The organism is Bacillus sp. USDA818B3_A (assembly GCF_009928415.1).
In the GTDB taxonomy this organism is placed as follows: Bacteria; Bacillota; Bacilli; order Bacillales; family Cytobacillaceae; genus Neobacillus.
In genome coordinates this window covers 625,901-649,118 of record NZ_JAABNN010000001.1, presented here as the reverse complement: position 1 = coordinate 649,118, position 23,218 = coordinate 625,901, and the positions used below count along the sequence as shown (strand labels likewise).

Sequence of the window (23,218 nt, the reverse complement as noted above, 5' to 3'; positions counted from 1 at the left end):
TTAACCGTTTACTTTATTAATTTTATTTAGATGGAATCGATTTCAAATGCCGAAAATTTTAAACATCCGTACCCAAAGATATTGAAATCCAACTTTAATCCTACCTGATATAGTTAAAAGCAGATAAGCAATAAAAATTTTATCAAATAAAGCAGTTAGATAGGAGGTAAAGCGATTGCAAAATTTAATCAATGCCAAAAAAGAAAGCGCAATACAAATGAAAACGAAGACCAAATCAGCATCGAAACTGAGAAGCCAAATCGATTATATTAAGAAAAACTACTTTCTTTATTTGCTTATCGCACCAGCAGTTATTCTTACCATCATCTTTAAATATATCCCGATGTATGGAACGATTATTGCCTTTAAAGATTTTAGTACGATTAAAGGTATTTTAGGCAGTGATTGGGTTGGCCTTGATAATTTCACGAAGTTTCTCTCTTCACCAAACTTCGGGGCCATTTTTATGAGTACACTTAAACTGAGTCTATTTGGCTTAATCCTAGGGTTTCCGATACCAATTATTTTAGCACTTATGCTGAATCAATTGCGCAGAGCGGCTATCAAAAAGAATATCCAACTCGTTCTTTACGCACCGAATTTTATTTCTGTTGTAGTTATTGTTGGGATGGTATTTATTTTCTTATCACCAACTGGTCCGATTAATCACCTTATCACTTATATCACGGGGAAACCGATCATGTTCATGTCAGATCCAGGTTACTTCCGATCCATCTATATTCTTTCTGGAATATGGCAGGCAGCCGGCTGGTCATCAATTATCTATGTTGCTGCTTTAGCAAATGTTGACCCTGAATTGCATAATGCAGCGACAATTGATGGAGCCAATATTCTGCAAAGAATCATCCATATTGATTTGCCGACACTTAAACCCTTAATGGCTGTTACGTTTATTTTGGCTGCTGGAGGCATTATGTCGATTGGATTTGAAAAAGCCTATTTAATGCAAACGGCCATGAACTTGCCGACTTCTGAAATCTTGCCAACTTATGTGTACAAGGTGGGTTTACAAGCAGGTGACTACGCCTATTCAACAGCTGTTGGGCTGTTTAATTCAATCATAAACGTGTTTATGTTAATTGTAGTAAATAAAATTGTGAAGAAATTAAATGAAGGCGAAGGTTTATATTAACGAAAGGAGGAGTCTTGATATGAATATAAAACACACCAGCATCGACCGGATCATATTGGGTTTAAATAATATCTTTCTATTTATAGCTGTATTAATCGTGTTAGTTCCCTTGGTATATGTCGTTCTCGCTTCGTTTATGGATCCGACGGTTCTATTAAATAAAGGGATATCTTTTAATTTTTCGGATTGGAGTTTTAAAGGATATAAGCTGATTTTATCCAATGATGCGATGGTACGAGGATTTTTCAATTCCATATTCTACTCCGTAGGATTTGCGATTGTAACTGTTGTGGTATCTGTTTTCGCGGCCTATCCATTATCTGTAAACGGTTTTGTTGGTAAAAATATCTTTATGACATTGTTTATTATTACCATGTTCTTCGGAGGAGGGCTTATCCCAACATACCTGGTTGTAAAAGACTTGGGAATGTTAAACACCGTCTGGGCCATTTTAATCCCTGGTGCTGTGAATGTTTGGAACATTATCCTGGCAAGGACTTATTTTAAAGGGATTCCTTACGAATTGCATGAAGCAGCGAAGATAGATGGAGCCTCTGATCTATTAATTTTCTTTAAAATCGTATTGCCGCTTTCAAAACCGATCATATTCGTTTTAGCCATGTATGCCTTTGTTGGACAATGGAACTCTTATTTCGATGCTATGATTTATCTCGAAGATCCAAAGCTGCATCCATTACAGTTGGTTTTACGGTCAATCTTAATCCAAAACCAGGCTGAACCGGGAATGATCAGTGACCAGCAGGCAATGGCTGAACTGAAAAAGCTCTCTGAAATGATCAAATACTCGTCGATTGTTATTTCCAGTCTGCCACTGATTGTTATGTATCCGTTCTTCCAAAAATACTTCGAAAAAGGTGTAATGGTTGGTTCTCTAAAATAATGAGCCAATAAAAATATATTTTTGCAAATGCTTACACAAACCATTTAGGAGGATCATTATGAAAAATGCAAAAAAAGTTTTAGCTACTTCTCTCGCAGCTATATTTCTAGTTTCAGGCTGCAGCAACGGCGGTAACAGTGAAACAGCTGCAAAAGAGTATGACCTAAAGAATGTTAAGTTTCCTTTAAAGGAAAAGGTAACCTTAAATTTTATGACTCAAAGCTCGCCATTAGCTCCAAAAGATCCGAATGAAAAGTTGATTTACCAGCGTTTGGAAAAGGCTACAGGTGTTAATATTAAATGGAAGAACTACACTTCCGATGCTTTTGTTGAAAAAAGAAACCTGGCAGTGGCCAGTGGTGATTTGCCTGATGCCATCCTGGATGCTGCTTATAGTGACTACGATTTATTAAAACTAGCAAAAGATGGTGCGATTATCCCGGTTGAAGACTTAATTGAAAAGGACATGCCAAACTTAAAAAAGGTTTTGGAGCAAGCACCTGAGTATAAAGCAATGATGACGGCTCCTGACGGACATATCTACTCCTTTCCATGGATTGAGGAATTAGGCTCCGGGAAAGAAAGCATTCACTCTGTCGATGATTTCCCTTGGATTAATGTTGAATGGTTAAATAAACTAGGGTTAAAAATGCCAACAACAACAGAAAAATTAAAGCAAGTATTGATTGCGTTCAAAACAAAAGACCCTAATGGCAACGGAAAAGCCGATGAAATTCCAATGTCATTTATCAATAAAGCCGGCGGCGAAGATTTAGCATTCTTATTTGGCTCCTTTGGCTTGGGGGAAAACTGGGATCATACGGTTGTAACGAACGATGGAAAAGTTACTTTTACAGCATCCGATAAGGGGTATAAAGAGGGGATTAAATTCCTTCATGATTTATATAAAGAAGGTTTAATTGATGTGGAAGCATTTGAGCAAGATTGGAACACGTATCTTTCCAAAGGAAAAGACAATCGTTACGGTTTGTATTTCACATGGGATAAAGCCAATATTACAGGGATGAATGACAATTATGACCTTATGAAGCCGCTAGCGGGTCCGGATGGTCATGTGAACGTAGCCAGAACAAATGGAATGGGCTTTGATCGAGGCAGAATGGTCATTACAAGTGCAAACAAGAATCTTGAATTAACAGCAAAATGGATTGACCAATTATATGAACCACATCAATCTGTCCAAGATAACTGGGGAACTTTTGGAGACAAAAAGCAGCAAAACATCTTTAAACTGGATGAGGCTACAGGTATGCTGCATCATGAACCTTTAAATGGTATGGCACCGGTTGAATTACGACAAAAAACTAGTATCGGCGGACCATTGGCGATTTTAGATGAGTACTATGGAAAAGTGACGACCAAGCCTGATGATGCTGCATGGAGATTAGGATTAATGAAGGATGTCATGGTTCCTCATATGACAGCAGAAAATATTTATCCTAAAGTATTCTTCTCTATAAAAGAACTTGATCGACTTTCTGCGATCGAAACAGACATGTTTGCTTATGTTATGAGAAAACGCGCAGAATGGATTCAAAACGGTAAAGTAGATCAAGAATGGGCTGGTTATTTAAAAGAATTAGACCGTTTAGGCTTGCAAGAGTGGTTGAAAATTAAGCAATCAGGCTACGACAGAAACGCAAAATAAATGATTTAAAATAATGGGGCTAAGGCTGTAACAGAATAACAGCCTTGTTCCAATTTAATAGATTGATAATATTTTCAAAAAGGAGAAACAAACGATGAGACAAAAGTATAAAGAAAAGCACCGTCCACAGTTTCATTTTTCACCAGAAGAAAAGTGGATGAACGACCCAAACGGAATGGTCTTTTTTAATGATGAGTATCATCTTTTTTATCAATACCATCCATTCGGTACTACATGGGGACCGATGCACTGGGGACATGCGGTTAGTAAGGATTTAATCTATTGGGAACAGCTTCCGATTGCTTTATATCCAGACGATCATGGAGCGATTTTCTCTGGCAGTGCGGTTGTGGATTGGAACAATACTTCAGGCTTTTTCCCTGAGGGACCAGGGTTAGTGGCCATCTATACAAGTGCTGATAATTACCCGGAATCAGACCGGCCTCGTCAACGGCAAAGCCTGGCTTATAGTAAAGACAATGGAAGGACTTGGGTAAAGTATGAAGGAAATCCAGTGCTTTCAGACTTGAATATTACAGATTATCGCGATCCAAAAGTGTTTTGGCATAACGAAACAAATAAATGGGTGATGGTATTGGCGACCGGACAATCTGTCACGCTCTATATCTCTGCTAATCTAAAAGACTGGGAGTTTGCCAGTGAATTTGGAAATAAAGCCGGGTCGCATGACGGTGTTTGGGAATGCCCTGACCTGTTTCAATTGCCAGTAGATGGCAATGAAAACAATCAAAAATGGGTCATGTTTGTCAGCATTGGTGATAACCCTCAATTTAAAGAAGGGTCAAGAACACAATATTTTGTAGGCCAATTCGATGGGACTACATTTGTAAATGACAATCCGGATGAAATGGTTCTTTGGCTGGATTTTGGCCGAGATAATTATGCAGGGGTAAGCTGGTCAGATATGCCAGCAGAAGAATTTACATTGGCTGGATGAGCAACTGGCGTTATGCCAATCAGGTTCCAACGGAAGAATGGCGAAGCGCAATGACGTTGCCAAGAGAATTATCGTTAACCTCCGGTGAGGCTGGAGTACAATTGGTTCAAAAAGTGGCAGAGGAAATTGATTCAATCCGAAAGGGGGCGGAAGTGTATCAGGATGTTTCAATTGAATCAAATCATCCAGTGTCTTTTGAGCTCTTAAGTCCATTACATGAAGTGAATATTGAGTTTAAGAAACAAACTTCCGATTCCTTTGGGCTTGTTTTTCAAAATTCTCAAGAGGAAAAGACTATCATTCGTTACGATGTCGCAAAGGAAATGTTACTTGTCGACCGAACAGAAGCTGGTGATAATAGTTTTTCAGAGTCATTCCCGACTGTACAGGAAGCTTCTGTGAAGACGGAAAATGATCGAATCAAGCTGCAAATCTTTTTGGATACTTCTTCCATCGAGGTATTGGCGAATGATGGAAAGGCCGTATTTACCAGTTTAATTTTTCCAAACCACCCATATGAACAAATGGTGTTGTTTTCCAACGAAGGACATACCAAAGTGTCCTCATTAATAGTAACGGAACTAGAATCAATCTGGGGTAAGTAATTTTATTTATAGGCAGAGCTCTAATCGAACATTTGGGATTAGAGCTTTGTTTTTTCAATATTAAACGAACAAAATGAAAAGGACGGTTTATCATAAATGAAAAAAAATTCATCAGTTATTTGTATTGGAGAATTGTTGATTGATTTTTTCTGTACGGATGTGGATATTGACTTAGTTGAAGGTCGAAAATTTGAAAAACAGGCAGGGGGAGCGCCTGCCAATGTTTGTGCGGCAATTGTGAAATTGGGGGGCAGAGCTTCATTCATCGGCAAAGTGGGCAATGATCCGTTCGGACATTTTTTAAAGAAAACATTGGATGAAGTGAAGGTTGATACCTCCATGCTTGCACTCGATAATGAGCATCCAACAACATTAGCATTTGTTTCGTTAAAAGAAAATGGGGAAAGGGACTTTGTTTTTAATCGAGGCGCAGATGCTTTCTTAACGCAAAACGATCTTGATCAAAAAAGAATAACGGAATCTAATATTATCCATTTCGGTTCAGCCACTGCTCTATTAAATGATCCATTTCAAGGCACTTATTTAAATGTGATGCAGACAGCCAAGGCTGCAGGTCAATTTATCTCGTTTGACCCTAACTATAGATATGACCTTTGGAGGGGAAGAAGAGAAGAGTTTATAGAGTTGGCGAAAAAGGGAATCTCTATAGCTGATTTTGTCAAAGTAAGTGATGAGGAATTAAAGATTATCTCGGGAAGAGAAGATTTAAAAGAGGGAATTGCTGCCCTTCAACAAATAGGGGCAAAATCAGTTGCCGTTACGTTAGGGAAAGAAGGGACACTGATTTCAAATGGCCATCACATTGAAACCGTCCCTAGTATAGTAGTTGATGCGATTGATTCTACCGGTGCCGGGGATGCTTTCGTAGGAGCAACGCTCTATCAGCTTTCGAAAACGGAAGAGCCGAAAAGTTCTTTAGAAGACTTCCAACAGCTAAAACAAATCATTGCATTCAGTAATAAAGTAGGAGCGATGGTCTGCACGAAAGTAGGGGCCATTTCTGCCTTGCCGACGTATGAGGAAGTTAACAGCTTGAAAAGATATGCTAATTGATAGTCTTTAAGAAAGTCCATTTCATAACTAATTAACTAAATGGTATTAAAGCTGCTATTATTATTTTGGCAGCTTTTTTTTGTTTCTATATTGATTAGGAGCTACTCCATAAACTCTCTTAAATATCCTTATAAATTGAGAGACATTTTCATATCCAATCGAATGACTGATCTCTTCAATCTTTAATCCAGAAGACGTTAAAAGTTCAATCGCTTTATTGAGCTTTAATGTTTGAATGATATCCTTAAACGTTTGCCCAGTATTCATTTTTATAAGTTTACTCAGATAAGGAACGGTGAAGTGAAATTCTTTAGATAGATCTTGAAGGGTTACAGTTTTGTAATTTCTTTGGATAAAAGTAATAATCGATGTAAAATACTTGTTACTTTTATGAAGTTCTTGAGGTAACTCTATTTTAATACTCTCATCTCTTAATAGATTAGCAAAGAATACCATTATTAGATTATCTAAAACAATATGACAGTATTTTTTATTTTCTAATCCTTCATGAAAAATTTCACATAAAATATCCTTAATTTCAGGATGATTATTCGTACGAAATAGAATGTACCTATTAAAAGTATTAGAATGTAAGATCTTATTAAAGAAGGAAGATAATAAATTTTCCTCCTTAAGAACAGCCAAAAATGTGTTGTTAAACGTACTTTTCCTGATTAAAAAGTTAAGTAGAATCGTGTCGTCATAAATACCAACAGAATGTTCAACCCCAGGTGATAGGATGCAAATATCACCTTCATTTAAAACGATTTCATCATGGCCAATTTTTTGCGTAAAACTACCTGAATAGACGTAACTCATTTCAAAAAAAGTATGAGTATGAACAAATTCAGGTGTGTACCGATAATGTTTTAAAGGCAAAACATTAAAATTTTCCTTTCCCTTAAAAAACGAGTTTTCTGTCATCATGTAGGGATCTTCAACATCAGGGTAAAAAGAAGGAATAATAATTTTCTTTTCTTCAATGAAGTCAAAATCTATGTTTTCCATAAAGGTCATATATGTCTCGGGATTTTGTGAGGCAATGTAATGACTTTTATAGAAGATCTCATCTTCCGTATATTCTCTCAAAAATTGATCTAACTCATTTAACTTCATTTTTTCACCTTCGAATAATAAATAAGATTAAAAAAATCTAATTTTATTTTTATTTGCTTATTAGTAGTTTAAGGGAATTGCATTAAAAATAGACTTATTATACGCTTTTATCAGACAGTTATTTAAATTATACAGAAGAAAATTCATAAAGAATAGATTAAAAAACATCAATTATTTTCATTAAATATGAGTATATGGATTCCTATTCATTTGAATTAGTATAGTAGTAGATATTAATTTTAAAAAATTGATTTTAACTTGAAAGTGAAATGCTGGGTTATAAGTTCAGGATATATATTTTATTGGAGGTATTTGAAAATGCTTACATTAAAAACAGAAGGCCTTGTGAATCCAATCGGGATTGATTATAAGAAGCCAGAGTTTAGTTGGCTGGTTTTATCTGATGAAGTAGGTGTTAGGCAAGAATCTTATAGAATAATCGTGAAAGAAGAAGATGGAAGCATTGCTTGGGATTCAGGGGAGGTCTTCTCAGATACGGCTGTTGAGATCTCTTATGAGGGAAAACCTCTTGAACCATCCACAAGATACAGTGTGGAATTATCAGTAGCAGATAATCATGGAAATAGATACAACTCTACGGATAATTTTTTTGAAACGGGACTTATGTTAGAGAATGAGAAATCCCTAGGTGATGGTGCTAAATGGATTGGAGCAGACGAGCTGACATTGGATGCGGCTTCTGCTTGCTACTTTGATTTGAGGATGGATCTGACTTTAACGGAAGGCTCTAAAAAGGCAGGAGTCATTTTTGGCGCCAATGATTTTAGATTAAAAAACAAGAACTTTAACATCTGGGGAAAAGCGGAAGATCTAAACTATTTTAAATATGAAGTGGATGTAGAGCAGCTAGTAAATGGAACAAGTGATACGGCGAAGCTTAATATCTATGTAGTGGGTATGCCGGTTTTTGGACAAAGTATAGAGAATGACCCAAATGAAGCTGATTTTTCGGTAGAGATTCCAAATACAGTGATTTCTAAAGAAAATGTTTATGAGAAGATGAGCATTTCTATCGATACATTAAGTAACTTAAATCAAGTCACCTTTAAAATAAATGGAATGGCAGTCGATGAAAATCGTCAGCTTAACCCGTTAGGCAACACGCATGATTATAATACCTATCCGAATCTGAATGAAATTGGGTTTTCAGTAGCTGCAGGAGAAAAAGCCATATTTGAAAACCTGGCCATTCATAATCCAGGTCCATATAGTGAGGGAATTCTTTTTGGAGAGAAAATTGGAGCTGCGTACGATATTTTTAAAGGTCTTGAAGGCGTTTGTGTGGAAGAGGATGGAAAAATTATTGTAGGCGGCAATAAGGATATTCTGGTATCTGCCAATCCATCTTATGGCAGTGCTCCAATGCTTAGAACAGAGTTTAAGGCTGAGAAAACAATTGAAAAAGCTCGGCTGTATGTTACGGCTCAAGGCATATATGAAATGTGGATTAATGGAGAGAAAGTTAGTGATCACTGGTTTAACCCAGGGAACTCAGAGTACCGTGAAAGAATTGCCTACCATACCTACGATGTAAAAGAGTTACTTAACAGTGAGAGTAAGAATGCCATTGCCGTACAACTGGCTGAAGGCTGGTGGAGCGGCTATCAGACTTTCATTGTCCATAACTATAATTTCTATGGCGATCGTCAAGCTTTGATGGCGAAGTTAGTGATCGAGTATACCGATCAGACGGTTGAAACCATTGTAACGAATGAAGAAAATTGGTCTTACTATGGAAATGGACCTGTTGAGTATGGCTCATTCTTCCAAGGCGAACGTTATAATGCAAACAAAGAAGTAGTTGGCTGGATGAATGTGGACTTTGATGAAAAAGGCTGGAGAAAAGCAGTTGAGATCCCAACAGAATCTGCATTTGAAAACTATACCTTTATGACAAGATTGGATGAGCCGATTCGTGTGATTAATACGATTGTCTCAAAAAGTGTTCAAAAAACCAGCGAGCATAAAGATTTCAATGGTAACTATTCTTACATTTATGATATGGGTGAAAATGTATTGGGCGTTCCTCACATCGAGATACCAGAAGGAGTGCTAAAGGCAGGTCAGCAGTTAATTATCCGTTATGCTGAGATTCTTTATCCGAGTCAACTTAAGGAATATCAAGAAGCAGGAATCGCAGATATGATGATGGTTGAAAATTATCGTGCAGCTCTTTCAACTGACTTTTATACAGCAAAGAGTAATGATGCAGTTGTCATTGAACCTCATCGAACCTATCATGGTTTCCGTTTTATTGAGATTTCAGGACTCAGTGAGCCACTTCCAGTCGAATGTGTTCAGACATACCTTTTATCATCGATAAAAATGTCTTCCACCTATGAATCTTCCAACCCATTGGTCAATAGATTATATAAAAATGTGCAAAACTCTCAAAACAGTAACTTTATTTCACTTCCAACTGATTGTCCACAAAGAAATGAGCGGCTGGGATGGACGGGGGATGCACAGGTATTTTCCATGGCAGCAACCTATAATGCAGATGTTTATAATTTTTATCGCCAATGGTTATACACCTTAAGAGATAGTCAGTTTGAAACAGGGGCACTTCCTGTGTTTGCCCCAAGCTATATACTGCCTGATCAAGATACAAGTGGATTTGGTGGTTTCTGTGGTGTTTCTTGGGATGCAGCGATTGTGTTGATCCCATATAACTTATATAGACAATATGGTAAGAAGGAGATCATCCGGGAAAATATTGGAGCCATTGATAAATATCTAAACTATTTGCTGGAAAATCCTATGACTGTAGGGGATAAAGTATATAATGGCTTAACAAGCAAAACGGGTATTCTTGCTGATTGGCTAAGTATTGAGCTTACCGACTACACATTAATTAATAATGCCGTTTATGCCTATTTATTAGAAACTTCCTCAAAAATGGCTGAAATAATCGGTCAACCTGAGCTTTCTAATAAGTATAGAGCTGCCTATAAAATAACAAAGACTCAATGGAACGAACTTTATGTGGATGAGGATGGCCGTACAAGAGATTTGGAAGGCAAGCTTCAAGATACTCAAGCATCTTACGCAACTCCTCTTAGATATGGTGTATTTAGTGAAATAAATGAGCCGAAAGCCGTGATCCATTATCAAGAAACGGTTAAGAGGACTTTAACGGAGAAGGGTAACTATACGATTAAAACAGGATTTTCAGGAACCCCAAATCTTGTACCAACGTTATCAAAATATGGATATTTAGAGGAAGCTTATAACCTATTTGAATCAACAGAGTATGCTTCATGGCTATATCCTGTTATCAATGGGGCCACTTCCATATGGGAACGCTGGAATTCCTATACGGTTGATGGTGGGTTTAATGGCAATAATTCAATGAACTCTTTTAACCATTTTTCGCTAGGTGCTATCTATGAATGGATGATGGGGTATCAACTAGGAATCATGTCTGATGAAGAAAAATCCGGCTACAAGCATTTCATTCTTCAGCCTCAAATGGGTGGGAAGTTTGAATATGTAAAAGGAAGCTTTGAGTCGCCATATGGAACAATTCATAGCGGATGGACAAAGAGTGAGGGCAGCTTGTGGGATCGTTATGAAGTAAAAGTACCTGCAAATACAACTGCTGATTTATATTTACCAGTTGAAGATGATGCTAAGTTTGAGGTAGTAAGTGAAGGTGTTATTTATAGAGGAAATACTACTTTTAATCATATAAAAGTGGCATATTTTGAACTTGTATCTGGAAACTTTAAGTTTAATCGAGTCAATGATTGCATTGAAGTATCAATAGATTAATAGTTCGTTGTCATTTCAGTAATGAATTTATTAATACCATTATGCAAATTGTATTCTTTATTCCAAATTGCCAAAAACGTCTTCAAAATCTCAAAATTGAAGGCGTTTTTTGCCTTTTAACAAAAAAATAATACCCTCAAATGTTTCAGGTAATGAAGCGGTAGAACTTTGGATTAATGCCGAAAGATTCAAAAGTGGCAATTCCTCAAAACTAGAGGCCCTATTTGAACTAATTCAGTTGTTCCTAAAGAATGGCGTAAATCTTCCGATTGTTTCTCGTATAGTGAGTAAAGTATATGTAAGTCAAAACCAGATTTTTTTAGATAATGGCCTTGCCGTTCTCTGAAGCTGTTATTTCTGTTGTATGGCTTTATAACTTAGTTGGACACTGGAATGATTTCTTAACAGGAATCATATATATTCGTGACTATAGTTTACAACTGTTGCAAATTGTTTTAAGAGAAATATCATTTCCAACCAGGTGTTTGCTGAAGGTGCAGGGTCCGGTCGTGCAGAAGGCGGGTATAAACAGCGATATACTGACCAGATTTAGTACGGTGTTATCATCGTTTTTACTTTACCGATTTTAATTGTTTATCTATTTATCGAAGAATACTTAGAAAAAGGCGGCCATCTCTGAATATTTATAAGAGTTTAATAGGAGGATATTGAAAATATGATTAAAAAAATAGGCATGAGAATACCACCAAAAATTAGAGAAGAGGGGATGGAGTCCATTGCAAGATTTGCTGCCAGTACTGGCTTGGATGTGATCGATGTTCCCTATTATAACCAAGAGGTGAAAGCTATCTTAGAAAAAGAAGGCCTAGAAGTAGGGTCCATTGATGGTATAGGGGCTGTCGGAAGGACAAAGCTATTAAGTGAGGATAAGAAAAGCCGTAAAGAAGCCGTGGCCGCTCTAAAAATACAAATGTCAGAAGTTTCTGAACTCGGCGGCGAAGTGATGTTTATGTGTTTAGTTCCGGAGGATATCACCATGCCAAGAAACAAAGCCTTTGATATTTGGAAAGAAACCTTTCCTGAGGTCGTGAGGCATGCCGAACAAGAAAATCTTTTTATTGCATTGGAAGGATGGCCAGGACCTGCTCCCTATTATCCAACTCTGGGTTGTACACCGGAAATTCTAAGAGCGATGTTCGAAACAATTCCTTCTAAACATTTCGGGATTAATTATGATCCATCCCACTTAGTAAGACTTGGGATAGACCATTTAAGAGTAATAACTGAGTTTGGTGATAGAATCCAATACTGCCATGGTAAAGACACAGAAATATTACATGAAGAACAATATGAATGCGGTAATATTGCTGCAACCTTTGGAGCTAAATATAATTTTTCGGAAGGGCCATGGAGATACACAATCCCTGGACAAGGGGATGTTGACTGGGGAAAAGTAGCAGTAAGACTTGAAAAAGTGGGTTATCAGGGTCCAATCAGCATTGAGCTAGAAGACCATCACTTTTGGGGATCGTTAGAAAAGGAGCAGCTGGGAATTAGAAAAGCAAAAAGTCATCTTTCCATTTATTTTAGATAAGCCAGAACAATTGTGAGATATAACACAAATTCCAGCAGCAATCTAAAAATCTTCCCAAACAACTGTTTACTTTCGAGAAAGATTTTCGTTAGTCTCTAATTAAGAATGAGTTGGGGGAAACCAGATGTCAAATACGATTAATATTGGAATCATTGGCAGCGGAGGAATTGCTGCAGCCCATGCTAGAGCCTACAAACAAATGTCGGAGGTAAGAATTGTAGCAGTAGCCGACGTCATACCAGGCAAGGCGAAGCAATTTATTAAACAGCTTGAATTAGAAGAGGCGAAAGCCTTTGATAACCATCTTGAGCTTTTGAATATGGATATTGATGGAGTCAGCATTTGTACACCAAATGTTGCCCATCATAACACCAGTATTGCTTCCCTTTATGCCGGCAAACACGTGCTAGTTGAAAAGCCGATGGCGGTTACCTTACAACAGGCTATTGAAATGGTTGAAGCATCAAAGAAGGCAGATAAAATCCTCACAGTGGGATTTCAGCCAAGATATGATCCTAATATGATAGCGGTAAAAGAAATCGTCCAATCGGGTCAATTAGGTAATGTCTACTATGTTCAAACAGGTGGTGGACGCCGGCGTGGAATGCCTGGAGGGACCTTTATCAATAAAGAATTAGCCGGTGCCGGGGCGATGGCGGATATCGGATGTTATTCGTTAGATCTTGCTCTGAATGCGTTGGGCTACCCTAAGCCCCTAACCGTTTCCGCCTTTACTTCTAATCATTTCGGAACAAACCCGCTTTACCACAAGGAAGCGGACAAGTTTGAAGTAGAAGACTTTGGTGTAGCGATGATTCGTCTAGAAGGGGGAATTGTTTTAAACTTTAAGATTTCTTGGGCCATGCATATGGACACACTAGGACCAACCATCTTTCTTGGAACCGATGCAGGTTTGAAATTAACTCCAGCAGGCAGTGGACCAAAAAGTGGAGTGTGGGACGGGGGAATCGGTTCAATCAGTTTATTCCATGATATTAAAGGGCATCATGTTGAATCGGCCATTCCTGTCCAAAATCATCAATTAAATATTTTCTATGAGAAGGTTCGCGACTTTGTTGTGGCAATACAAGAAGGTAATTCTGCACCTATTCCTGGTGAACAAATTTTGATCAATCAAGCAATCATTGATGGAATTTTACGTTCGTCAGAACAAGGCAGTGAAGTAAAGATCAACAAACCCGAATTTAGTGTACGTTTTTAATAATAATTATTAGCGGTTTTATTCTATTAAGATAGAATAAAGCCGTTTTTATTTTTGGCTATGATAAAGCCCCTTCACAGAACTTCGATATTTTAGGGCTAAATGTACCTGTCTGCATTTTTCTAAATTGACCATCCAAAAGGCCGCCAAAATACAATATGCATACAGGAGTATTACAATAATTATGAGTATTCTATTAATTCCCTTTAATATAATATCATTCTATTAATTAATTGCTTATAATAGGTTCAAGGGATGTATCTAAATATCAATGAATAGGGGTATATAAGAGTGCAGTTATCAGATATAAGGGAAGTAACGGCCAAAATAAAGCGAAATGTTAATCATGTTGTCGTCGGGCAAGGGGATACGATTGATTTATTGCTTGTTGCGCTTGTTTCTAATGGACATGTGTTATTGGAAGATGTGCCTGGTACAGGTAAAACATTGTTGGCGAAAGTCTTAGCAAAGTCCGTTTCAGGTACGTTTAAACGAATTCAATTCACCCCAGATTTATTGCCCTCGGATATTACAGGAATTTATTTTTATAGTCAACAAAAGGGAGAATTTGAATTTCGGCCAGGACCCATTTTTACTAACTTCCTTTTAGCAGATGAAATTAATCGTGCCACACCAAGAACACAATCAAGTTTACTTGAAAGTATGGAGGAGCGCCAAGTAACGATTGATGGCCACTCCCATCAGTTAACCAATCCATTTTTAGTTATTGCGACACAAAATCCAGTAGAAAGCTTGGGAACATTTCCGTTGCCCGAAGCACAACTGGACAGATTTCTTTTAAAAATAAATATGGGTTACCCATCAAAACAAGAAGGTATGGATATTTTATTGCGATTTAAACAGAACAATCCATTAGAAGCATTAGAATCTGTAGTTAGTGTGGAAGAGATTGTTGCGATGCAAAAAATTTACCATGAGGTAGAGATAAGTCAGGATGTACTTTCATACTTAATGGATATTATAGAGGCAACCCGAAATCATGAAAGAATTTTGCTTGGGGTCAGTCCGCGTGGAAGTCAAGCCATGTTAAAGGCCATCCAAGTATATGCATTATTACAGGGAAGGACCTATATCATACCGGATGATATAAAAAAAATAGCCAAGCCAGTTTTAGGGCATCGTCTTGTACTAGCAAAGCGAATAGGCATTAAGCATGGTGAGGTTGATGCTGTAATAGACGACATCCTGGCTAATGTAAAAGTCCCTACTGAATCAGAAAAGGATTTGTTTTACAAATGAATATAGCTTGGTTCATCGTTGTATTTCTCTTTATTTTTCTTATACAGGGATTTATAAATCGAAAATGGGGCTTGAAAGGAATATCATACCAACGTTATTTGAAACAGACCTCTGTTAGTGAAGGTGAAAAGGTAGTAATGGTCTACGAAATTATGAACCGTAAATTATTGCCTGTTCCATGGCTAAGGTTAGAAACAATGATCCATTCAAATTTACTAAGTGAAGAATCTGTAAAATTTGAAGAGGAAGGCCCCGTCTATCATTCTACTTTATTTAGTTTATGGCCCTATCAAAAAATAACCCGAAAGATTCTCCTAATAGGAAGAAAAAGGGGTTATTACCTGCTTCCAAGTGTGTCAGTGACAGCAGGAGACGCGATGGGATTTGGTGGCGTCTTTGATTCCTTCGCTTCACAGACCGCACTAACGGTTTATCCGAAACTAGTGCCAATGGAGGAAATCCCTTTGCCCTCTCATAGTTGGCTTGGTGAAATGACTGTGAAACGCTGGATCATTGAAGATCCGTTTTTACATGCAGGAGTACGTGAATATCAGCAAGGGGATTCTTTCAATTCAATTAATTGGAAGGCCACAGCCAGAACACATTCCTTTCAAATCAATAAGAAAGATTATACGGCGGATCATCATTTACTTATTTATGTAAGTTTTGATATAAACGAAGATGTAAGGTTACCGATGGAGAAACTCGATCTATTTGAAAAGGCGCTGTCTTACGCGGCAACACTGGCAAGCTATACCATTAATCAGGGAGTTGCCACAGGATTTGGCTGTAATGGTTATTATGTTGAACCATTTGTCAATTCAATTTCACTGGTTAAGCCATCTGTCCGCATTGAACCGTCAAGTGATGGACAACAAGTAGAATTCATATTGGACGCCATTGCTAAAGTAAAGATGGATCGTAGTCGTAATTTCCCTGCATTTTTACAGGAAGATATCAATGGTGAATTGACAAATACTGATATTATTATATTTGCCTATAAAATTACGGAAAAAGTAGAGCTGCAAATTGATAAATTGGAACAATTAGGTAATGCAGTTAAGGTAGTGATATTAGCAGATGAAGTAAAGAAGGCAGAGGTGGAAAATGCGGGTTAAAGCAAGCCGTTTCCTTAAACCTTTAATTTCCGGACTAGTCGAAGGATTAGTTTTTTTTCCGGTGTTTCTATTGTTAGCTGTGTTTTGTCTGAATCATGAAGAGATCCTCTTATGGTTTTTGGGTTTACTGTTTCTATTCTACATTCATTTCCTTTTTCGTTGTCTTTTACCCAATTGGCGCTTTCTTTCCTTCATAAGCGCTGCAGGCATGGTAACTATATATAGTCTCCTATTTTTTGATTCTATATGGGCAAAAATGATCACACTTTTAATCGGTTTCGTTGTTGCTTTTCGAGGAATTCAACATGCCGAAAAAGATGGGGAACAGCTGATGCAAAGTCAAATCATGTGGGCGATCAGTTTACCCTTGTACTTTGTGAGTTATATCATTTTTGCGTTTAACCAGCACCTCGTTATGTACAAAAATTGGATTAGTACGGCAGGTTTCCTATTTATTATTGTCATGGTTTTTATGACAAACGAACAGCTCTTACATCATGCATCATTTTCTAAAGAAAAACAGAAAAAGGTTGGAAGTGAAGTCAAACGTCTTAACCGGATCTATCTTTTCATTATTTTATTGATCATCTTTTTCATTTCTAACTTTCAATCTATCAAATCGGCCTTGTATTTTGTTGTGAAATCCTTTTTTGGACTTTTATTTGGCGGGGAAGAATCCAATGAATCTGCGGAAGTTGGAACGAATCAGCCAGTAAGACCGCCAATGATTTTAGGCAAAAACGAAACAAACCCGATGCCGGTATGGTTAGATCATCTCCTTTGGATCATCGGTATTATATTTGTTGTTGGATTTTTTGTCGTGTTAGCGGCATTATTGATAAAAAAGTTCAGAAAAATGGTTCGACGATTGTTTTCTTGGATAATCAACCTATTCTCTCGAATTCTAAAAAACAATCATCGTAAAGATTTAGTAATAGAGTATGAAGATGAAAAGGTCTCATTATTTGATTTGGGAAAATTTCAAAGGGAAGTTAAAGAAAATGTTCAAGAATTATTTCGAAATATAACAAAACGTAAACCAAATTTTGAGCAAATGACGATTGAGGAAAAAATTCGTTTTATTTATCTTTTTTTAGCAGGAGAAGTGAAACAACAAGAACAGTGGCGAGCATCATTAACCGCTCATGAAGTCCTGGAATTAAATGAGCGAATGGAAAAATTAGAGCTTATTAAAAAATGGTATGACGACATTCGCTATGGAAAACTGCTGTTAAATGAATTGGAAATGAAACAGGTGGACGATTTTTGGTTAAAGCTAAGGCAATAATTTGGGTGCCTGTCCACCCTGTTCTGAGGGACAGGCACGGACTACATTTATCCATAAAGTCAATATAAAAATGGTCGCCATTACTTTTAAACGGCGAATATATTCTCCGCTTAAATACGTCTTTAAATAACTATATTACTGCGTCAGCCTTTCGGCTGGCGTTTATTTAATATGGAAGTTAAAGATTTGGTTCGCCCGTAAAACAAAAATGAGGCATCAATCTCTCTTCTTCCTTATTTCTGATACATTTGTTTGAAGATTGATACAAAAAAATATCACACCTAAATACATATTTATCAAGACTTTTCCTGAATTATTCCTATACTTGATACATTTTGTTATCGGTTTGTTTACTATAAAAAGACTCGACTCAATCACTAAGTTGCATGGAGATAGCTTCTACCAATTTATTTTAAGGTCTTACTAGTTGGCACGATATTTGCAATATTTAAAATTGAAAAAATAATATACTTTATAAAATTTGTGAGGAGGTTAAACTAAGAAATAATTTTGTAAGCGATTTCTATTTTGCTTTTTCATTTAAAAATACAAAGGGGAAAGAACATATGAAAAGAATTGATTTTGAAAACCATTTTTACGATGAAAGTTTACTAGATGTGTTAGCTAAAAGACAGCAGCCGCCATTTTACAGAAAAGAAACTAACGTTATAACCTGGACGGATGCGATTACGATGCCCCAGGATGTCATCTTGCCACAGCTATTGGAGGTTGCTGAAAAGCGAAATCAGTTAATGAAAGAGCAAGGGGTAGATGTGGTTATTTTAAGCAGTTCGCCGGGGCCGGAGCAATTGGATGAAGAGGATAGTATTGAGGTCTGCAGGAGGACCAATGATACGCTGGCAGAGATTATCAAAAAGTACCCAACCCAATATTTAGGGAGTGCTATTTTACCAGTCAAAAATCCAGCCGAGGCTTGTAAGGAGCTAGAACGATGTGTAAAAGAATATGGATTTGTTTCCTGGCATACCCATTCCAACTATGGTGACACTGCGCCGGATGATGAATTTTATTTCCCTATTTTTAAAAAGGCTGAAGAACTTGGTATATATGTCTATTTGCATCCACAGCTTCCAAACGATATGCGGGTAGAGGGATTTGGATTTACCGTGGCGGGCCCTGCTTTAGGTTTTACATTGGACACCATCATTACGATTACCCGTATGACAGTTTCCGGTCTGTTTGATAAGCTGCAAAACTTAAAGGTAGTGCTCGGTCATTTAGGTGAGGGACTTCCATTTCTATTAGATCGAATGGACAATCGGGTAAAATTTCTGCCAAACCCCTTTATTAAATGTAAGGAAGATGTTAGTTACTATTTTAAGAATAATATTTATGTCACGACCAGTGGAAATATGAGCAAAGAAGCATTTATATGTACAAAAGAGGTATTGGGAATGGATCGGATTTTATTTGGAAGCGATTACCCCTATGAATCTCTTCCAGATATGATGCAGTTCCTAACAGATGTTCCCTTGACTGACGAAGAAAGAGAGAAATTATTCTATCGAAATGCAATTGAAAAATTAGGGATAAACCTTTATCAGCATCATCATCATCGATAAAAATTAACCATTCGTTATAAAAAAAGTATATCCCTGGGGGGGAAATGAATGTCAAAAATCAATATAAATGAGTTTATCAGTACGACAAAATTTAATAAATTTCATCTTACCATGTTCACTTTATTTTTTATGATCATTACCTTTGACGGATTTGATATGGTGATGTACGGAGCTACAATGCCAGTTTTATTAAAGGAATTTCATATGACCCCGACACAGGCTGGTTTGATTGGCAGCTGCGGATTAATTGGTGCAGGTGCAGGCGCCTTAGCATTTGGCTTTCTCGCCGATCGAATAGGGAGAAAAAAAGTGATTATTTTATGTACGATCTTTTTTAGTGTTGGAAGCCTATTGTCAGGTTTCTCAACCACTATGACTACATTTGGATTCTTCCGATTTATCATGGGATTAGGATTAGGGGGAGTCATGCCTAATATTGTATCACTTACCACAGAATATGCACCGAATAAAAATAAAGCAGTCATGGTGGCAGCTATTTTTTCAGGAATGCAAGTGGGCGGAATACTAGCATCCGGGCTCTCTATCTGGCTTTTAAAAGATTATGGATTTGAAATATTGTACATGATCGGGGGTTTTCCGCTCCTCCTATTACCACTCTTAATAAAGTTTCTTCCGGAGTCTACTGTTAATCTCATTAAAAATAACCGAATCGAAACATTAAGAAACATCTGCGGTAAACTACAACCAACGATTAACCTGCCAAAAAATGTGAGTTTTGAACTGGACAATACTGAAAAATCCTCTCTACCAGCCTTATTTAGGGAAAAAAGAGGAGTGAATACCATTTTAATATGGATTGTATTTTTTATGAATATGTTTATTACTGCAGGTGTTTCAACCTGGCTTCCACAATTAATGATAAAGGCTGGTTTTGGGCTTAGCTTTGGTCTATTGTTTTTGCTTACCCTAAATTTAGGGGCACTTTTTGGAAGCAATATTGCTGGTTTTGTTGTTGGGCGTATAGGCTATAAAAAAACATTAGTAAGTTTATACCTGTTAGCCTTTGTTTCCATTACACTGTTAGGTTTCACCACTAATCTTTTTGCCGTACTAACCTTGGTGGCGTTAGCTGGTATTGGATTTTTCGGTGGACAAAACATTGCAAATGGATATTTATCTCTATTTTACCCACCATCCATGAGATCGACTGGGATGGGATTTGCTTTTGGATTAGGAAGATTTGGAGCCATCTTTGCTCCAACGATTTTAGGGTTTATTGTGTCATGGGGCTTGCATCTTTATGTCAGCTTTTTGGCAGTGTCTATTCCTGGGTTGATCGCAGCATGTATCGTTCTTCTCATCCAAGAAAAGAAAAGTGATCTGCAAACATCAAAGACTACGAAAATGGGAGATCCTGAAATTCAGATAAACTAGAAGAAGCTAAAAAGAGGATCATCTATTGATCCTTTTTTGCGTTTTATTCAAAAAATCATTTGTAAAATGGAAATAGGTAAATTAGAGTAGTACATATGATAGCGCTTTATTTATAATATAGGCATGATTGTAGAGAGGGGAAATCCTATTTTGAAAGCATCAATTACTGAGAATGATAGAGTTATAAGCAATACCCTAAACGAAAATAAACATATTGTGATTGATGGTTTTGAACTCGGTGATGAGCTTTCTGATGGAATACTTGTAACCGATCAAGACGGAGTAGTGTTACGAATCAATAAAGCCTACTCAAAAATAACAGGTATTTCAGAAGAGGAAATGATCGGTCAGCATATGCAAACATTTGTTGAAAAAAAGTATATTAATCGGCCTGTATCTTTATTAGTCTTGAAAGAAAAAAAGAAGATTTCCATTATGTCTACCACACCGGCGACCAATAAAAAGATATTAGTTACGGGAACGCCAATATTTGATAAAAAGGGAGAAATCACTCAAGTATACACCATAATAAGAGATTTTACTGAGCTGATCCAATTAAAGGAAATGCTTGAAGAAAAAGAACGGGAAAACGAAAAGTATTATAAGGCCTTACAGCTTTTTAATGAAAATAAAGGAAATCCTAGTTTTATTGGGGAATCGGCTCCTGTTATTAAAATTAAAAGATTAATTGAGCAAGTTTCAAATACAGATGCTACGGTTTTAATTACTGGGGAAACAGGAGTTGGGAAAGAAGTGATTGCTAGTGAACTAGTGAAAAATAGTTCAAGGCATAAAAAGCCTTTCGTTAAGGTAAACTGTTCGGCGATTCCGGAGACACTTTTAGAGTCGGAGCTTTTTGGTTACGAAAAAGGAGCGTTTACAGGTGCTCAGCAAAAGACAAAATTAGGATTATTTGAAGAAGCGAATCACGGTACCATTCTGCTCGATGAGATTGGTGAAATGCCGATGAAGCTCCAGTCAAAACTATTACGTATTCTTCAGGAAAAAGAAGTTGTGAGGATTGGCGGGTCACAACCAATTAAAATTGACGTACGGATTATTGCGGCTACCAATCAAAATATCCTCAATCAAATAAAAGAAGGCAGCTTTAGAGAAGACCTTTATTACCGACTAAATGTGATTCCCATTACAATACCGCCATTAAGAGAAAGATGCGATGACATTTATCTACTCGTATATCATTTTCTTAATCAGTTCAATACGAAATATAATAAACAAAAAAAGATTGCACCTGAAGAATTAGACTTATTAGCGAATTATCATTGGCCAGGAAATATTAGGGAGTTAAAAAATACAATCGAGCGACTAGTGATCATTGGAGAAAACGAATACATTACTCGGGATATCATTATTCTTACATTAGGTGAGGAACATTTTACTAGTCATAAAGGAAATAGAATTATGCCCCTGAAAGAGGCAGTAGCGATACTAGAAAAAGATATTATTACCAATGCATTAAAAAAATATGGCAGTACACATAAGGCCGCAAAGGCTTTAGGTGTAACTCAGCCGACTGTGTTAAGAAAGGCAAAATCCCTGGGAATTACGGAATGGAAATTGAATAGTGAATAATTGAGTAAAAATCTTTACATGACGAAATGAGAACAGTTCGTCATGTAAAGATTTTTTTTGCTGGGTGAATGATTTCAATCATGATACATCATTGTATCGATTGATAAAAAAATGCATCATCGTTAACCTCTTTAGATTGTTCAATCAATTAGACTCTAGTGAAACTTGATAAAAAAATGTATCAGATTCTGAATACGAGATCTATTTTCACCTGACCGATTGATAGGATGGAAATCTTCAAAAAGTTACTAGTTATATGAAAACGCAGACAAAATGATTTAGCTAATCAATGTTGGCACGGAACTTGCAAATATAAAGAATGTAAAGGCCAAATCACAAAAGGGCAAAAAATAATCAATCCGCTATCATGAAAAAAGGTTGTTATTACACGTAGGTGGTGAAGAAGAGTGTCCAACAGCAGGAAAAAGCATTTGATTGCAAAGATGATTGCAGAGGAGTTAAAGGATGGGGATGTTGTCTATCTTGGCCGCGGCTTGCCTCGGATGGTTGCCGATTATGTTGTAGATAAGGAAGTAAACATCATTCTTCAATCAGCCAGGCATATCGATTTAGCCGTTCTTGAGGCACTGGAAGTAGATGAAAAAGGAAACCTCGCATTCGCTAACATCCTAGATATTGGTAGTGAGATGGATTTTGTAACAGGGGCCAAAAAGGTGATTATAGCCATGACGCACACAGGGAATGATGGGGATTCCAAAATATTGAGAGAATGTCGTCTTCCTTTAACGGCTGTAGGCCTAGTAGATTTAATTGTTACCGATTTAGGGGTAATCGAAGTGACACCAAATGGACTTCTTTTAAAAGAAATGGTTTCAGGTGTAGGACTAGAGGACTTTTTGAAAAATACAGAAGCTGATCTATTTATTAGTGACGAATTAGAAACGAGAGCTTCTATTTAAAACAGATGGTCCT

The 23,218-nt window shown here is 37.0% G+C and carries 16 protein-coding genes and 2 pseudogenes; 17 read left to right on the top strand and 1 reads right to left on the bottom strand.

What is annotated here, in order from left to right; translation table 11 throughout:
* The first annotated feature begins 217 nt into the window (after positions 1–217).
* The 6 genes and pseudogenes from GXK58_RS02925 to GXK58_RS02905 all read left to right on the top strand — a co-directional run bounded on the left by GXK58_RS02925 (position 218) and on the right by GXK58_RS02905 (position 6,360).
* Positions 218–1,153, top strand: coding sequence for an ABC transporter permease (locus GXK58_RS02925; protein WP_160719797.1), 936 nt, complete (start codon positions 218–220; stop codon positions 1,151–1,153).
* Positions 1,154–1,172: 19 nt separating this feature from the next.
* Positions 1,173–2,054, top strand: coding sequence for a carbohydrate ABC transporter permease (locus tag GXK58_RS02920; RefSeq protein WP_160719644.1), 882 nt, complete (start codon positions 1,173–1,175; stop codon positions 2,052–2,054).
* Between the two features lie 58 nt (positions 2,055–2,112).
* The gene (locus GXK58_RS02915) at positions 2,113–3,723 is read left to right on the top strand and encodes an ABC transporter substrate-binding protein (protein ID WP_160719642.1); all 1,611 of its coding nucleotides are present in this window, start codon (positions 2,113–2,115) and stop codon (positions 3,721–3,723) included.
* 94 nt (positions 3,724–3,817) lie between these two features.
* Positions 3,818–4,734 (top strand): annotated as a pseudogene (locus tag GXK58_RS27185) (glycoside hydrolase family 32 protein); the annotation flags it as partial.
* Positions 4,732–5,286, top strand: coding sequence for a GH32 C-terminal domain-containing protein (locus GXK58_RS27180; RefSeq protein ID WP_442862452.1), 555 nt, complete (start codon positions 4,732–4,734; stop codon positions 5,284–5,286). The pseudogene GXK58_RS27185 and the gene GXK58_RS27180, both read left to right, overlap by 3 nt.
* 96 nt (positions 5,287–5,382) lie before the next feature.
* Positions 5,383–6,360, top strand: a complete 978-nt coding sequence (locus GXK58_RS02905; protein WP_160719640.1) for a carbohydrate kinase family protein — start codon at positions 5,383–5,385, stop codon at positions 6,358–6,360.
* Between the two features lie 60 nt (positions 6,361–6,420).
* Here the strand turns inward: GXK58_RS02905 and GXK58_RS02900 are convergent, their stop codons facing one another.
* Positions 6,421–7,476, bottom strand: a complete 1,056-nt coding sequence (locus tag GXK58_RS02900) for an AraC family transcriptional regulator (protein ID WP_160719638.1) — start codon at positions 7,474–7,476, stop codon at positions 6,421–6,423.
* 318 nt (positions 7,477–7,794) lie between these two features.
* Here GXK58_RS02900 and GXK58_RS02895 point away from each other — a divergent pair, with 318 nt between their 5' ends.
* From GXK58_RS02895 to GXK58_RS02850, 11 genes and pseudogenes are all read left to right on the top strand, one after another.
* A complete protein-coding gene (locus GXK58_RS02895) occupies positions 7,795–11,271 on the top strand; it encodes a family 78 glycoside hydrolase catalytic domain (RefSeq protein ID WP_160719636.1) in 3,477 nt (1,158 codons plus the stop codon).
* 326 nt (positions 11,272–11,597) lie between these two features.
* Positions 11,598–11,911: pseudogene (locus tag GXK58_RS27175) on the top strand (carbohydrate ABC transporter permease); the annotation flags it as partial.
* Positions 11,912–11,947: 36 nt separating this feature from the next.
* A complete protein-coding gene (locus GXK58_RS02890; protein WP_160719634.1) occupies positions 11,948–12,826 on the top strand; it encodes a sugar phosphate isomerase/epimerase family protein in 879 nt (292 codons plus the stop codon).
* A 124-nt stretch (positions 12,827–12,950) separates the two neighbouring features.
* A complete protein-coding gene (locus GXK58_RS02885; protein WP_160719632.1) occupies positions 12,951–14,048 on the top strand; it encodes a Gfo/Idh/MocA family protein in 1,098 nt (365 codons plus the stop codon).
* Positions 14,049–14,339: 291 nt separating this feature from the next.
* Positions 14,340–15,308 carry an AAA family ATPase gene (locus GXK58_RS02880; RefSeq protein ID WP_160719630.1) on the top strand — a complete coding sequence of 323 codons (969 nt, stop codon included), beginning with the start codon at positions 14,340–14,342 and terminating at the stop codon, positions 15,306–15,308.
* The gene (locus GXK58_RS02875) at positions 15,305–16,426 is read left to right on the top strand and encodes a DUF58 domain-containing protein (RefSeq protein ID WP_160719628.1); all 1,122 of its coding nucleotides are present in this window, start codon (positions 15,305–15,307) and stop codon (positions 16,424–16,426) included. Before GXK58_RS02880 ends, GXK58_RS02875 begins: the two co-directional genes overlap by 4 nt.
* Positions 16,427–16,682: 256 nt before the next feature.
* Positions 16,683–17,714 carry a hypothetical protein gene (locus GXK58_RS02870; protein ID WP_160719626.1) on the top strand — a complete coding sequence of 344 codons (1,032 nt, stop codon included), beginning with the start codon at positions 16,683–16,685 and terminating at the stop codon, positions 17,712–17,714.
* A 566-nt stretch (positions 17,715–18,280) separates the two neighbouring features.
* On the top strand, positions 18,281–19,297 hold the full coding sequence (locus tag GXK58_RS02865) for an amidohydrolase family protein (protein ID WP_160719624.1): 1,017 nt from the start codon (positions 18,281–18,283) through the stop codon (positions 19,295–19,297).
* A 48-nt stretch (positions 19,298–19,345) separates the two neighbouring features.
* Positions 19,346–20,692 (top strand): MFS transporter, encoded by a 1,347-nt coding sequence (locus GXK58_RS02860; protein WP_160719622.1) that lies wholly within the window; start codon positions 19,346–19,348, stop codon positions 20,690–20,692.
* Between the two features lie 150 nt (positions 20,693–20,842).
* Positions 20,843–22,285: a sigma-54 interaction domain-containing protein gene (locus GXK58_RS02855; RefSeq protein ID WP_160719620.1), complete on the top strand. Its 1,443-nt coding sequence runs from the start codon at positions 20,843–20,845 to the stop codon at positions 22,283–22,285.
* Positions 22,286–22,692: 407 nt separating this feature from the next.
* Positions 22,693–23,205: a CoA-transferase gene (locus GXK58_RS02850; protein WP_237389539.1), complete on the top strand. Its 513-nt coding sequence runs from the start codon at positions 22,693–22,695 to the stop codon at positions 23,203–23,205.
* Positions 23,206–23,218: the final 13 nt, after the last annotated feature.

Bases quoted from the DNA above. Each gene is read 5' to 3' on its own strand.
- GXK58_RS02925 (WP_160719797.1), top strand. From the start codon at position 218: ATGAAAACGAAGACCAAATCAGCATCGAAACTGAGAAGCCAAATCGAT.
- GXK58_RS02915 (WP_160719642.1), top strand. From the start codon at position 2,113: ATGAAAAATGCAAAAAAAGTTTTAGCTACTTCTCTCGCAGCTATATTT.
- GXK58_RS02875 (WP_160719628.1), top strand. From the start codon at position 15,305: ATGAATATAGCTTGGTTCATCGTTGTATTTCTCTTTATTTTTCTTATA.
- GXK58_RS02905 (WP_160719640.1), top strand. From the start codon at position 5,383: ATGAAAAAAAATTCATCAGTTATTTGTATTGGAGAATTGTTGATTGAT.
- GXK58_RS27180 (WP_442862452.1), top strand. From the start codon at position 4,732: ATGACGTTGCCAAGAGAATTATCGTTAACCTCCGGTGAGGCTGGAGTA.
- GXK58_RS02865 (WP_160719624.1), top strand. From the start codon at position 18,281: ATGAAAAGAATTGATTTTGAAAACCATTTTTACGATGAAAGTTTACTA.
- GXK58_RS02885 (WP_160719632.1), top strand. From the start codon at position 12,951: ATGTCAAATACGATTAATATTGGAATCATTGGCAGCGGAGGAATTGCT.
- GXK58_RS02900 (WP_160719638.1), bottom strand. From the start codon at position 7,476: ATGAAGTTAAATGAGTTAGATCAATTTTTGAGAGAATATACGGAAGAT.
- GXK58_RS02860 (WP_160719622.1), top strand. From the start codon at position 19,346: ATGTCAAAAATCAATATAAATGAGTTTATCAGTACGACAAAATTTAAT.
- GXK58_RS02920 (WP_160719644.1), top strand. From the start codon at position 1,173: ATGAATATAAAACACACCAGCATCGACCGGATCATATTGGGTTTAAAT.
- GXK58_RS02895 (WP_160719636.1), top strand. From the start codon at position 7,795: ATGCTTACATTAAAAACAGAAGGCCTTGTGAATCCAATCGGGATTGAT.
- GXK58_RS02870 (WP_160719626.1), top strand. From the start codon at position 16,683: ATGATCACACTTTTAATCGGTTTCGTTGTTGCTTTTCGAGGAATTCAA.
- GXK58_RS02890 (WP_160719634.1), top strand. From the start codon at position 11,948: ATGATTAAAAAAATAGGCATGAGAATACCACCAAAAATTAGAGAAGAG.